The 13370-nt window shown below is 66.5% G+C and carries 9 protein-coding genes; 4 read left to right on the top strand and 5 right to left on the bottom strand.

Going from position 1 to position 13370, the window contains the following annotated elements; translation table 11 throughout:
• Positions 1 to 343: 343 nt before the first annotated feature.
• Positions 344 to 1419 (top strand): IS3 family transposase gene (locus tag I6J77_RS14025; protein ID WP_239308908.1). Its coding sequence is split into 2 segments (ribosomal slippage): positions 344 to 599 and positions 599 to 1419, totalling 1077 coding nucleotides; the frame shifts between segments, so codons are not numbered across the junction.
• 486 nt (positions 1420 to 1905) lie between these two features.
• Here the strand turns inward: I6J77_RS14025 and I6J77_RS14020 are convergent.
• From I6J77_RS14020 to I6J77_RS14000, 5 genes are all read right to left on the bottom strand, one after another.
• A complete protein-coding gene (locus tag I6J77_RS14020; protein ID WP_204109469.1) occupies positions 1906 to 3876 on the bottom strand; it encodes a M1 family metallopeptidase in 1971 nt (656 codons plus the stop codon).
• Positions 3877 to 3904: 28 nt separating this feature from the next.
• Positions 3905 to 5146, bottom strand: coding sequence for an AGE family epimerase/isomerase (locus I6J77_RS14015; protein ID WP_204109468.1), 1242 nt, complete (start codon positions 5144 to 5146; stop codon positions 3905 to 3907).
• Complete coding sequence (locus I6J77_RS14010) at positions 5143 to 6123, bottom strand: carbohydrate kinase (protein WP_204109467.1); 981 nt, start codon at positions 6121 to 6123, stop codon at positions 5143 to 5145. Before I6J77_RS14010 ends, I6J77_RS14015 begins: the two co-directional genes overlap by 4 nt.
• Positions 6124 to 7380 (bottom strand): L-fucose:H+ symporter permease, encoded by a 1257-nt coding sequence (gene fucP, locus I6J77_RS14005; protein WP_204111497.1) that lies wholly within the window; start codon positions 7378 to 7380, stop codon positions 6124 to 6126.
• 102 nt (positions 7381 to 7482) lie between these two features.
• A complete protein-coding gene (locus I6J77_RS14000; protein WP_204109466.1) occupies positions 7483 to 8535 on the bottom strand; it encodes a LacI family DNA-binding transcriptional regulator in 1053 nt (350 codons plus the stop codon).
• A gap of 127 nt (positions 8536 to 8662) precedes the next feature.
• On the opposite strand from I6J77_RS14000, the gene I6J77_RS13995 reads away from it, so the two are divergent.
• The 3 genes from I6J77_RS13995 to I6J77_RS13985 all read left to right on the top strand — a co-directional run bounded on the left by I6J77_RS13995 (position 8663) and on the right by I6J77_RS13985 (position 13323).
• On the top strand, positions 8663 to 10969 hold the full coding sequence (locus I6J77_RS13995) for a GH92 family glycosyl hydrolase (RefSeq protein ID WP_204109465.1): 2307 nt from the start codon (positions 8663 to 8665) through the stop codon (positions 10967 to 10969).
• Positions 10970 to 11086: 117 nt separating this feature from the next.
• Positions 11087 to 12880, top strand: a complete 1794-nt coding sequence (locus I6J77_RS13990) for an ATP-binding protein (RefSeq protein ID WP_204109464.1) — start codon at positions 11087 to 11089, stop codon at positions 12878 to 12880.
• Complete coding sequence (locus I6J77_RS13985) at positions 12877 to 13323, top strand: response regulator (protein WP_204109463.1); 447 nt, start codon at positions 12877 to 12879, stop codon at positions 13321 to 13323. The genes I6J77_RS13990 and I6J77_RS13985 overlap by 4 nt, the downstream gene beginning before the upstream one ends.
• Positions 13324 to 13370: the final 47 nt, after the last annotated feature.

Genomic DNA, 13370 nt, shown 5'->3' with positions numbered 1-13370 from the left:
CTCATGACAGCCTAACGCTTAGTAGACCCCATATCGGGGCATACGCAACGAATGTTCAGCTTTCGAAGGGAACCCGTCAAGCGAGCAGATTGTCCGGTTTGGCAAGGGCTTGCGGGATGACGTGAGCGGCTCGGACGACTGGGGGTGACTTTGCATATCTCACAAATCGAGGTGCTATGTCTTATCTCCCACAATTGATGGTGATAACAGCTGCACGTTCGTAGTGTGCGCAAGTCGCCTTATGGGCGAGATTCGGCGATCTTTGATGCTCAATCCGACGTCCCCCCAGTTTTGAGTAGCACCTCGGTTTGGAGTCCAATCCCCCATCTGAAGGAGATTGGACGTGAAGAAACGCTTTTCCGAAGAACAGATCATCGGCTTCCTTCGTGAGGCGGAGGCTGGCTTGCCGGTGAAGGCGCTGTGCCGGCAGCACGGCTTCAGCGAGGCCTCGTACTACCTGTGGCGCAGCAAGTTCGGCGGGATGAGTGTGCCCGACGCCAAACGGCTGAAAGAGCTGGAGACGGAGAACGGTCGGCTGAAGAAGCTGCTGGCCGAGCAGGTGCTTGAGAACGAGGTCATCAAGGACGCCCTGCGAAAAAAGTGGTGAGCGCACCGGCTCGGCGCGAGCTGGTGCGGCAGATGGCCGAGAAGGGATTGAGCGAGCGACGTGCGCTGGCGGTCGTCGTCATGAGCGCCAGCGCGTATCGCTATCCGACACGCCCGGATCGCAACGGGGACCTCCGGCAACGGATCGTGGCCCTGGCGCAGCGGTACAAGCGCTATGGCGTGGGGATGATCCATCTGAAGCTGCGGCAAGCGGGGCTGCTGGTGAACTACAAGCGGGTGGAACGGCTGTATCAGGAAGCGAAGCTGCAGGTGCGGCGGCGCAAGCGGAAGAAGGTGCCCGTTGCCGAGCGGCAACCGTTGGCTCGGCCGAAGGCAGCCAACGAGGTCTGGTCTATGGACTTCGTGTTTGATCGCACCGCTGAGGGACGCGTCATCAAGTGCCTGACGATGGTCGATGACGCCACCCACGAGGCGGTTGTCATCGAGGTCGAGCGGGCGATCTCCGGCCTGGGCGTGACGCGGGTGATGGATCGCCTGGCGCTCAGTCGTGGCTTGCCCAAGGTGATCCGCAGCGACAACGGCAAGGAGTTCTGCGGCAAGGCGATGGTGACCTGGGCCCACGAGCGTGGTGTGCAGCTGCGCCTGATCGAACCGGGCAAGCCAAACCAGAATGCGTACATCGAATCGTTCAACGGCCGGTTGCGCGACGAATGTCTCAACGAGCACTGGTTTCCCAGCCTGCTGCATGCACGCGCCGAGATCGAACGCTGGCGATGCGAGTACAACGAGGAGCGACCGAAGAAGGTGCTGGGCGGGCTGACACCTGCCGCCTATGCGAAGCAGTTACAGTGAACCCGGACTCTAAACCGTCCCGCTACTCAAAGCGGGGGGACGTCGAATCGATGCCACTCTCGTGACGCGGCCACACGCCGCGTGGAAGCGCCGATTCATTTTGGCCCGCGGGGAAAGGTGGCCCGGTTGCTGCAGAACACTATTGCAGTTGAATGTTGCGACAGAGCACACCACCGGGACGTCGCAGGTCCACCAAGGCTCGCGCGAGGTCGACGCCGAGGTTCCCGACCACAAGCGGGTGTCGTTTTCTCTTGGGTACTTCTATTTGACTCCGCGCGTCCTGCCCTTCGCCCTTCGGGCCAGCTTCGCTGTTCATACGCGCTCCTGCGCGTATGTGGACAAGCAAAAGAGAAGTACCTCGCCCTCCCAAGGCGGACTAAAGCCCTTGCTCTAAAAGCCCTTCAAAGCTGTTGGCGGAAAAGTTGTCGGGGACAAATTCGTGGCCAGCTGCCACGAGTAAAGCTGTCCCCGACACCATGGCTCCCCCTACGGCATCGCGAAACTGTTGTTGCCGCGATGGCCGTCAGGCAACGCCCGCGCCGGATCGAGCGTGGCGGACTTCAGCTTGCGCGTGCCATCCACGTGGACCACGTAGCTGCGGTGTTGTTGCCAGGTTTCCACCGGCACGCGCACGTCCTGCTTGCTGCCGTCGTCGTAGACCAGTTGCAGGGTGGCGGGCATGACCAACTGGTCCAGGTTGGCCACGGTGACGTCGACGCCCTTGCGGTAGTCGCCGTCGGTGTAGGCGGCTTTCTGCACGGCCAGGTCGAGCTGCCAGTTGTGGTCGAACCAGCCGCGCCAGAACCAGCCGAGGTCTTCACCGGTCTCGCTTTCCATGAAGCGGAAGAAGTCGGACGGGCTGGGGTGCTTGTAGGCCCAGGTGGCGATGTAGCGGCGGAAGGCGGGGTCGAAGCGTTCCGGGCCGATGATCTGCTCGCGCAGCAGCACCAGGCCGAACGCGCCCTTGAAGTAGCTGATCGGGTGGCGGTATTTCTCCGGCACCATGTCGGCGCCCAGCAGCAGCGGCGGGGCGTCCTGGTCCTGCAGCACCTTGGCGATCTCGTCGGCCGGGTTGCCTTTGCCCGGCGCGTATTCGCCGTCGCGCTTGGGCGCGTATTCGCCGTGGTTGAACGCGTCGGCCTCGTAGACGTCGATGAAGGTGTTGAAGCCTTCGTCCATCCACGCATCGCGGCGCTCGTTGCTGCCCACGATCATCGGGAACCAGATGTGCCCGATCTCGTGTGCGATCACCATGTGCAGGCTGCGGCCCTTGGCCAGCTTGTGGTCGAAGGTGATGCCGGGATACTCCATCCCGCCGGCGGTGCCGGCTTCATTGATTGCCACCGGCCAGGGGTACGGATACCACTGTTTCGAGAAGTATTCGGTGGAGGCCTTGAGGTATTCGGTGGCGCGGCCCCAGGCGGCGTCGCCGCCGCTTTCGGCCGGATAGACCGACATCGCCAGCGCGCTCTTGCCTTCGGGCAGGTTGATTCGCGCCGCGTCCCACACGAAGGCCTTGGAGGCTCCGAACGCCACGTCGCGGGTGTCGTGCATGGCGAAGTGCCAGGTCAGCGTGCCGCTCTGCTTTGGACGGCTGGACGGCTGGGTGACTTCGTCCGCGCTGCGGATCATCACGGTCTTGTCGCTGCGGCGCGCCTGTTCCAGTCGCTGCTGTTCGGTCTTGGTCAGCACGTCCTGCGGGTTCAGCAGTTCGCCGGAGCCGGCCACGATCATGTCCCACGGCACGGTGACCGCGTAGTCGAAATCGCCGTACTCCAGATAGAACTCGCTGTTGAGGTAGGGCGCCGTGTCCCACCCGCGCAGGTCGTCGTAGACGGCCATGCGCGGATACCACTGGGCGATCTCGAAGATCTCGCCGTTCTTGCTGGGGTTGACGTCCATCCGCCCGCCGAACTCGCCGGGCACGGTGAAGCTCCAGGCGATGTGCAGTTTCAGCTGGCCGTCCCTTGCTTTCAGCGCGGTCGGCAGCTGTACCTGCATGCGGGTGTCGGAGACGATCCACTTCACCGGCTGCGTGTGGCCATGCGCGTCTTCGACTTCGACCGAGCTGATCCTGTAGCCGTCGGTGAACTCGGTGGGGAACTTGCTGGTGAACGCACCACGGGCGTCCTTGCGATAGCGGTTCTGGTCCAGCTGCAACCACAGCACGTCGAGCGCGTCGGGGCTGTGGTTGGTGTAGCTGATCACCTCGCTGCCGCTCAGCAGCCGGGTGGCGGGATCGAGCGTGGCCTTGATCCGGTAGTCGGCGCGGTTCTGCCAGTACAGCGGGCCGGGCTTGCCGCTGGCGGAGCGGTAGGCGTTGGCCGGTTGCGGGTAGCTGTACGGCGCGAACGTCTGCGCGGGATCGAAGCGCGCAGGCACGGTGTCGGCGGCGAAGGCGGGCGCCAGCGAAAGCGCGGCGAAGGTGGCGGCAAGAGTGAGCGTGAGGTTGTTCATGCGAAGCCTTTGGGGAAGGGAAGACGCTTTACGGCTGGCCACCGCGACGGATCAGCGCCAGCAGTTCGTGGCAGGCGCCCATCGTGTGGTAGTCGGTCTTGCCGGCGGGACTCTTTTCGTCGTCGTACTTGCGGTTGTCGCGGGTGAGGATGCGGTACCAGGCGCCATGGCGGTGATCGACGAAATGCTGCCACGCGTACGCCCACAGCTTCACGTACCAGTCGTCATGGACAGCCAGTCCGCTGCGCTCGTGCAGCAGGGCGGCGGCGGCCAGCGATTCGGCCTGCACCCAGAAATACTTGTCGTCGTCGCAGACGCTGCCGTCCGGCGCGAAGCCGTAGCAGATGCCGCCGTACTCGTTGTCCCAGGCGCGGGCCAGCACGGTGTCGAACAGGTGCTGCGCGGTGGGCAGCATCCAGTCCGGCGCGGCACCGCGTTCGCGCAGCAGCGGCTCCATGATCAGCAGCAGCTTGGCCCATTCGGTCTGGTGGCCGGGCTGGAAGCCCCACGGGCGAAACAGGTGCTTCGGGTCGTCGCGGTGGTAGTCCCAGTCGATGGCCCAGTCGCGGTCGTAGTGTTCCCACACCAGGCCGCCGGCCAGCGCGGCCTGGCGACGGGTCATGTGATCGGCGAGGGTGTGCGCGCGGTCGAGGTAGCGTGGCTCGCGGCTGGCCTGGTAGGCGGCCAGCATCGCCTCGCACATGTGCATGTTCGCGTTCTGGCCGCGATAGTCGCTGAAGTGCCAGTCGGCATCGGCCTCGTCGCGGTACAGCCCGGCGTCGGCATCCCAGTAGCGCTGTTCGAGCAGGTTCCAGATCTCGTCCATCCAGGCGGCGGCTTCATCGATGCCGGCTTTCACCGCGCTGGCGCAGGCCAGCAGCACGAAGGCGACGCCGTAGGCATGGTTGGTGCGGTCTTCCGGCTGGCCGTCGCGGATGGTCCAGGCGTAGCCGCCGCTGGCCGGATCGCGGTGCACCTCGCGCAGGTAGCGCAGGCCGTGGCGGGCGGCGTCGAGGTACTCGCCTCGAAGCGTCGCGTCGTCGCCGAATTCGATCGCCGCCATCGCGTAGTTGAAGACGAAGCGGGTGCTGCTGACCAGGTGCCGGTGGCTGCGGTCGTAGATCGTGCCGTCGTCGCGGAAGTAGTGGAAGAAGCCGCCCTGCGGGTCGATCGCGCGGGGGTGGTAGAACGCCATCGTCTGCGCGATGTGCCCGCGCAGGAACCCGGCGGAACGGAAATCGGCGGTAGGAAAATCGGGACTGCCGTTCATGCCTGCTGTTCCATGAAGGCCAGCACCTCGTCGCCCCGCGGCATCGCGGCGAACGAACCCTGGCGGGTGACGGTGAGCGCGCCGCAGGCGGCGGCGAAGCGCAGCATCGCGTGCAGGCGCGGCAGCTCGGTCACCAGGTGATCGAGTCGTTCGGCGCCCGCTTCGAGTTCGGCCAGGCAGCACAGCAGGCCGCCGACGAAGGCATCGCCGGCGGCGGTGCTGTCGACCACCTCGACCGGGTAGCACGGCAGCTCGCCCTCGGCGTCCGGGTGGAACCAGCGCAGCGGCTGCCCGCCGTCGGTCACCACCACCAGCCGGGTGCGGCCCAGCCACATGCGATCCAGCGCGGCCTGTTCGCCGTCGACCGCCAGCCAGGCGAATTCCTCGGCCGACAGCTTCACCACGTCGGCCAGGTGCAGTGCGGGCCACAGCAGCGGGCGGGGATCGATGTCGCGCGGCCACAGCGCCGGACGCAGGTTGAGGTCGAAGCTGACCAGGGCGCCGACGCCGTGTGCGCGCTGCATGCCTTCGCGGGTGGTTCCGGCCAGCGCGGGGTCGGTCATGCTGTTCGAGCAGACGTGGAACACGGCGACGTCGCGGAACGTGTCGGCGCGGAAATGCGCCGGCCGGAACAGCAGGTCGGCCGAGTTGTCGCGGTAGAAGCTGAAGCTGCGTTCGCCGCGGGCGTCAAGGGTGACGAAGGCCAGCGCGCTGTTCGCCGCATCGGTGCGCACGATGTCGTCGGTGCCGACACCGGCCTGCTGCAGGCTGTCCAGCAGGAAATCACCGAAGCGGTCGCGCCCCAGCATGCCGGCGAAACGGGCGGCGCCCCCGAGACGCGCCGCGGCGACCGCGACGTTGGCCGGCGCACCGCCCGCGAACGGCACGAAGCGGACGGCGAAGCCGTGGTTGTCGAAGCCGTCGGCGTGCAGGTCGATCAGCGCCTCGCCGAAGCACAGGATGGGATGGACGGCCACTCACGACCCCCTTTGCGAGGCGTCGGCGGGCAGGCCGCGGATGCGCGAGCCGCTCAGGCCGTAGAACACGATGTACAGGTAGCACAGCAGCGGCAGGAAGAATGCGTGCTGCAGGCCGATGTGGTCGGCGAGCAGGCCCTGCAGCGGCGGGATGATCGCGCCACCGACGATGGCCATGATCAGCAGGCTGGAGGCCTTGCTGGTCATCGACCCCAGCCGCTCGATGCCGAGCGCGAAGATGGTCGGGAACATGATCGAGTTGAACAGGCCGATGGCGATGATGCTGACCATCGCCACGTCACCCGTGGTGAGCATGGTGGTCAGCACCAGCAGCGCATTGATCGCGGCGAAGCCGGCCAGCAGCTTGCGCGGCGAGAACTTCGCCATCAGCGCCGAGCCGATGAAACGGCCGATCATCGCGCCCAGCCAGTAGTACGACACGTACTTCGCGGCCTGCTGCTCGCTGACATGGCCGATCTCGGGCTGCGACAGGTAGTTCACCATGAAGCTGCCGATCGAAACCTCGGCGCCCACGTAGAAGAAGATGCCCAGCACGCCGAACAGCACGTGCGGGTGGCGCAACACCTCGGCGAAGCTGTGGCGGTCGTGGTCGCCCTTGTCGGTGGCCTCGCTCAGCGCGGGCAGGCGGAACAGCCAGACGAAGACGGCCAGCAGGAACAGCACCACGGCCAGGCCGATGTACGGACCCTGCACGGCCTGCGCCTGTTGTGCCTGGTAGGCCAGGTGTTCGGCCGGCGGCAACGCGGCCAGTTCGGCCGGACTCTTCACCACGCTGGAAAGAATCAGCATGCCGCCGAACAGCGGCGCCAGGAAGGTGCCGAACGAGTTCAGCGCCTGGGCCAGGGTCAGCCGGCTGGAACTGGTGCGCTCCGGCCCCAGCAGCGCCACGTAGGGATTGGCCGCCACCTGCAGCACGGTGATGCCGGTGGCCAGCACGAACAGCGCGGCGAGGAAGGCGGGATACAGCTGCAGCGTGGCGGCGGGCCAGAAGCCCAGCGCGCCCACGCCGGCAATCGCCAGCCCCGCCACGATGCCCTTCTTGTAGCCCAGCGCGGCGACCATCCATCCGGCCGGCAACGCCATCAGGAAGTACGCGCCGAAGAAGGTGAACTGCACCAGCATCGCCTGGAAGTAGCCGAGCTGGAACACCGACTTCAGGTGCGGGATCAGGATGTCGTTGAGGCAGGTGAGGAAGCCCCACATGAAGAAGATGGTGGTGAGCACGCCCAGCGCCATCGGATAGTCGGTGTAGCGCTCGCCGTGTGCCGGTGTACCGGGCGTCGGTGACGGAGCTTGAGCGAAGGCCATGGAATTCCCCTGTGCGAATGAGCGGATGGGTCAGGCGGCGGGTGGTGGGCAGCTGCTTTCGCGCACCATCAGCCGCACCGGTGCGATGGTGCGGCGGCTGGCGGCCTGCGGTTGCTGCAGTCGTTGCAGCACCAATTGTGCGGCCTGCTTGCCGCGTTCGTGCGGTGCAGCCGACAAGGTGGTCAACGGCGGCATGCCGAGTGCCGCCTCGGCGATGTCGTCGAAACCGGTCAGCGCGAAATCATGGCCCGGGCGCAGCCCGCGCTGGTTGAGGCCGAGCATCAGGCCCAGCGCGACCGCGTCGTTGTAGCAGACCGCCGCGGTGGGTGCGAGCGTGCCGGCGAACAGGGCCTCGGTCCGATGGGCGGCATCGAGCCGGGTTGGCGCGCATTCGACGCGCCAGTCCGGTTCGGTGCGCAGTCCGGCGGCGTGCATCGCCTCGACGTAACCGGCATGGCGCTGCCGGCACGAACTGGAGTCGTGGTGGCCGCCGAAGAACGCAATGCGCCGGTGGCCGCGGGCAATCAGGTGTTCGGTGGCGAGGCGGGCGCCGTGCTGGTTGTCCAGCATCAGCTGGTCCCAGTGCGCGAACTCGGGCAGGGTGCCACCGAGTTCGCGATTGAACAGCAGCATCGGTGCGCGCCTTCCGACGACGGCCAGCACGTCCGGCGCCTTGCTGTGCTCGGCCGGCGACAGGATGATGCCGGCCGGGCCGTGTTCCAGCAGCGAACCGAGCACGGCCTGCTCGCGCGCGACCGATTCGCCGGTGCAGCCGAGCAGGGTAACGAAGCCGGCGGCGGCCAGCGCCTCGTCCACGCCGGCGGCGAATTCGGCGAAGAACGGGTTGGCCAGGTCGTTCAGCACCAGCGCGATGCTGGTCGAGGTGCGGCGGCGCAGGTTGGCGGCGGCGCGGTTGTAGACGTAGCCCTGCCGGCGCAGTTCTTCCTCGACCCGGGCGCGGGTGTGCTTGTTCACCAGCGGGCTGCCGCGCAGCACCAGCGAGACCGTGGCGCGCGATACGTCGCAGCCGGCGGCGATGTCGTTCAGGGTGACCTTGCGCCCGATCGGGGTATGACTCGACATGCAGTTTGCCTGATTAGAACGATCCAAATTTAGCTTATCGCAGCAGTTCGGCACGTCGCAGTGCAGCATGCCAGGTCCCTTCCCGGATGATAGCGTGCGGACTTGAATCGTTCCAAAGGTAGATCAGATGACCGTCCGCTTGCGCGCTGTGCTTCCCCGTCTGCTCGGTGCCGCGTTCGGCATCGCCGCCCTCGCACCCGCCAGCGCGCATGCCGTGCAAGGCCATGCGGCGGCGGTCGATCCACGCATCGGCACGGGCGGCGACGGCCACACCTTTCCCGGCGCCACGGTGCCGTTCGGGATGATCCAGCTGTCGCCGGACACCGCGATGCCGGATTTCAAGCATGCGTACAAATGGGCCGCCGGCTACCAGTACGGCGACAGCAGCATCCTGGGTTTCTCGCACACGCACTTCTCCGGCTCCGGCCATTCGGACCTGGGCGACGTGCTGGTGATGCCGATCGCCGGCGACGTGCGGCTGGAACCGGGCGATCCGGCCAAACCGGGCAGTGGCTACCGTTCGCGCTTCTCGCACGACAGCGAAGTGGTGCAGGCCGGTTACTACGCGGTGACCCTGAGCGATTACGGCGTGCGCGCCGAACTCACCGCCGGGCGCCGGATCGGCTGGCATCGCTACACCTTCCCGACCGGCAAGCCGGCGCACCTGCTGCTGGACCTGCGCCCGAGCATCTACGACTACGCCGGCAAGGTGCTGTGGGCCAGCCTGCGCGTGCATGACGACGGCACCGTCACCGGCTGCCGCACCACCCGCGGCTGGGCGCCGGGACGCGAGCTGTGTTTCGCGATGCGCTTCTCGCAGCCGATGACCTCGCGCGAGTTGTTGAACCGCGAGACCGACGTGACCTACAAGGGCTTCGCCGGTCCGGGCAACCACGCCGCGGATCACGACGCGCAGAACGGCCGCGCCCTGGTCGGCGTGTTCGACTTCGGCAAGCTGAAGCAGCCGCTGGAAGTGAAGGTGGCGATCTCCACGGTGAGCGAGGCGAACGCGATCGGCAACCTCGACCATGACGGCGCGGGCTGGGATTTCGACGCCCGCCGCGCCGAGGCCACGGCCGCGTGGGACAAGGCGCTGGCAGTGGTCGACATCGACGCGCCGAAGACCGCCCGCACGCAGTTCTATACCGCGCTGTATCACGCGATGCTGTCGCCCACGTTGAGCATGGACGTCAACGGCGACTATCGCGGCCCCGACCACGCCGTGCACAAGGCGGACGGCTACGAGTTCTACTCGACCTGGTCGTTGTGGGATGTCTACCGGGCGCAGCAGCCGCTGATGGTCCTGCTCAATCCCCAGCGCAGCACCGACTTCATCCGCTCGCTGATCGCGGCGCGCGAGGCCAGCCCGTTCGGCATCCTGCCGGTGTGGGCGTACCAGGGCCTGGAGACCTGGTGCATGATCGGCTACCACGCGGTGCCGGTGATCGCCGACGCGTACATCAAGGGCGTGCGCGGCTTCGATGCGGACAAGGCGCTGCAGGCGATGGTGGCCAGCGCTACCTACGCGCCGTACGGGGATCTCGCCGACTACATGAAGCTCGGCTACGTGCCGATCGACAAGGAACCCGAAGGCGCCTCGAAGACCCTGGAATACGCCTACGACGACTGGTCGCTGGCGCAGATGGCGAAGGCGATGGGCAAGAACGATATCGCGGCCACCTTCGAAAAGCGCGCCGGCAACTGGAAGAACGCATGGGACCCGAAGACCGGCTTCATGCGCGCCCGGCTCGCCGACGGCACGTTCCGCGAGCCGTTCGATCCCACGGCGGCGGGCTATGGCAGCGACTTCACCGAAGGCAATGCCTGGCAGTATTCGTGGTACGTGCCACAGGACGTGCCGGGCCTGGTCGCCGCGATGGGCGACGAGGCGAAGTTCGTGGACAAGCTCGATGCGCTGTTCGACGCGAAGGTCGACCCGGCCCACTTCAAGCACGTCGAGGACATCACCGGCCTGATCGGCTGGTATGCCCATGGCAACGAACCCAGCCATCACATCGCCTATCTGTACGACTATGCCGGCGCGCCATGGAAAGCCCAGCAGCGGCTGAAGCAGATCATGGACAGCCAGTACGCGGCGCGGCCGGACGGGCTCTCCGGCAACGATGACCTGGGCCAGATGTCGGCCTGGTACGTGTTCACCGCGCTGGGCTTCTATCCGGTCGCGCCGGGCAGCGACCAGTACGCGCTCGGCCGGCCGTTCGTGGCGCGCGCGGCGATTCACCTGGACGGCGGCCGCACGTTCACGATCACCGCCGCGCCGCTGGATGACGCGCATCCGTACGTGGGCTCGGTGACGCTGAACGGCAAGCCGCTGGAGCGGCCGATGTTGCGTCACGGCCAGATCGTGGCCGGTGGCGAATTGCACTTCACCATGCAGGCGCAGCCCGCCTCGTCGTGGTCGGCAACACACTGATTGTCGTGACAATGTGAAGCACGCCAGGGCACCGCGACGGTGCTCTGGTCGTCACGCAAACATGCAAGAATGGCCAGAATGCCCAGCCGTGGTGGCTTGATCGAGGTTGCTGGCCGGATGAAAAAAAATGTACTTCCGCGCTGGCGCATGGCCGGCCTGCTGCTGGCCGTGATGGTCATCGTGGCGCTGCCCTATGTGGTGACCCGGACCAGCATCCAGGAGACGCAGCGGGCGGCTGCATGGGTCGCCCATTCCAGCGAGATCAAGGCGGTGACCTATCAGCTGGCCTATCTGGCGCGCGATGGCGAGAGCGCCAGCTACCGCCTGCTGGCGGGCGACGCCGACCAGCAGACGCAACAGCGTGCGATAGGCGCCGATCAGCAGATTCCCGCGTTGATCCGCCAGTTGCGGGGGCTGACGCGGGACAACCCGGATCAGCAGACCCGCATCGGCGCGCTCGACAATGCGCTGACCGGTCGCATCGTGCTGATGAAAGAGGCCCGGGCGAAGATCGCCCGCGGCGATACCGACGGCGCGCGACAGTCGCTGCGCAACGCGGGCGATCTGTTCGGCATCAGCGCGGAAATCGACGAAATCGTGCATACGGAAGACGACCTGCTTGCCAGTCGGCAGGCCGCCGCGCGGGAGAAGGCCACGGACGGTGGCGTGGTGCTTGCGTTGACCGCGCTGGCGCAGCTGTTCCTGCTCGCCGTGATCGTGGTGATGTCGGAGCGGCAGATCGGCCAGCGCCGGCTGGCGGAGAGTCGCGAAGGGCGGGCCGTGCAACGCTCGCGGATGATCTTCCAGGCCGTGCGCGAACCGATCGCGCTGTTCGACGGCAATCTCAAGTCGCTGCTGGTCAACAACGCGTTCGGCGAGCTGTATGGAATGGACCCGGCAGGAAGGGCCGTGCCGCTGGCCGAGATCGGCGACGGTGCATGGAACGACAGCGTGCTGCTGCAGCGCCTGAACGACGTGCTGCTGCGTGACCGCGAACTGTGGGACTACGACATGGTCCAGCGCACTGCCGGCGGCATGGAGCGGAACGTGGTGATCAACGCGCGGCGCCTGCAACAGCAGGACAGCGACGTGCCGGCGCTGCTGCTGACGGTCAGCGACGTCACCACCCGTGCGCTGGCCGAGCACCAGGTGAACGAGCTCAACCGCCAGCTCGAGGGCAAGGTGAGCCAGATTTCCGACGTCAACCGCGAACTGGAGGCGTTCAGCTATTCGGTTTCCCACGACCTGCGCGCGCCGTTGCGTCACATCGCCGGCTTTGCGCGCAAGCTGGAGCAGCAACTGGGCGAACGCATCGACGACAAGTCGGCGCATTATCTGGCCGTCATCGGCGACTCGGCGCAGCGCATGGCGCTGCTGATCGACGACCTGCTGGTGTTCTCGCGACTCGGCCGCGGCGCCTTGCGGCTGCAGGGCGTGGACATGCAGTCGCTGGTTGATGAGGCCCGCGCGCTGGCCGAGACGGGCGCCGAGGGGCGGCGTATCGTGTGGACGATCGCGCCGCTGCCGATGGTGATCGGCGACGAGAACATGTTGCGCACCGTATGGCAGAACCTGCTCGGCAACGCGGTGAAGTACACCGGACAGTGCGAGCTGGCGAAGATCGAGGTGAGCGTGCGGCAGGGGCGCCACGGCAATTACGAATTCACCGTGAGCGACAACGGCGCGGGCTTCGACATGCAGTACGCGGACAAGCTGTTTGGCGTGTTCCAGCGCCTGCATCGCGCCTCTGAGTTTCCCGGCAACGGCATCGGGCTGGCCAACGTGCGGCGCATCGTGGCCCGGCACGGCGGCCGGGTCTGGGCCGAGGCCGAACCGGGCCAGGGCGCCCATTTTCATTTTTCCCTGCCGGCCACCGACGCGGCTGGCGCCAGCACCGAGAGCGAAGCATGAACAGGAAAGACCTGCGGACGATTCTTCTGGTCGAAGACAGCATGGCGGACGCCGAGATGGCGATGGATGCGCTGGGCGAGGCGCACCTGGCCAACCCGGTGGTGCACGTGGAGGACGGCGTCGAATGCCTGGACTACCTGTTCCAGCGGGGCGCGTGGGCCGGGCGTGAACCCGGCAACCCGGCGGTGGTGCTGCTGGACATCAAGATGCCCCGGATGAATGGACTGGACGTGCTGACCGCGATGCGCGCCGACGAGCGGATGCGGCGCATCCCGGTGGTGATCCTGTCCTCGTCGCGCGAGGAAAGCGACCTGGCCCGCAGCTGGGACCTCGGCGCCAACGCCTACGTGATCAAGCCGGTCGACGTCGACCAGTTTTTCGATGCGGTGCGCACGCTTGGCCAGTTCTGGGCCTTGCTCAACCAGGCACCGGAAAACGACTGAACGGACAGGCCAGGGACAAGAACAGGGAACGAGGAACACCATGCCAA

The organism is Rhodanobacter sp. FDAARGOS 1247 (assembly GCF_016889805.1).
Classification (GTDB): domain Bacteria; phylum Pseudomonadota; class Gammaproteobacteria; order Xanthomonadales; family Rhodanobacteraceae; genus Rhodanobacter.
Note: the sequence above shows the minus strand (reverse complement) of the source record. Positions and strands in the feature narration are given on the sequence as shown.

What these genes read in the sequence shown, in the direction of transcription:
- I6J77_RS14020 (WP_204109469.1), bottom strand. Translation starts at nt 3,876, where the DNA reads ATGAACAACCTCACGCTCACTCTTGCCGCCACCTTCGCCGCGCTTTCG.
- I6J77_RS14015 (WP_204109468.1), bottom strand. Translation starts at nt 5,146, where the DNA reads ATGAACGGCAGTCCCGATTTTCCTACCGCCGATTTCCGTTCCGCCGGG.
- fucP (WP_204111497.1), bottom strand. Translation starts at nt 7,380, where the DNA reads ATGGCGCTGGGCGTGCTCACCACCATCTTCTTCATGTGGGGCTTCCTC.
- I6J77_RS14000 (WP_204109466.1), bottom strand. Translation starts at nt 8,535, where the DNA reads ATGTCGAGTCATACCCCGATCGGGCGCAAGGTCACCCTGAACGACATC.
- I6J77_RS13995 (WP_204109465.1), top strand. Translation starts at nt 8,663, where the DNA reads ATGACCGTCCGCTTGCGCGCTGTGCTTCCCCGTCTGCTCGGTGCCGCG.
- I6J77_RS13990 (WP_204109464.1), top strand. Translation starts at nt 11,087, where the DNA reads ATGAAAAAAAATGTACTTCCGCGCTGGCGCATGGCCGGCCTGCTGCTG.
- I6J77_RS13985 (WP_204109463.1), top strand. Translation starts at nt 12,877, where the DNA reads ATGAACAGGAAAGACCTGCGGACGATTCTTCTGGTCGAAGACAGCATG.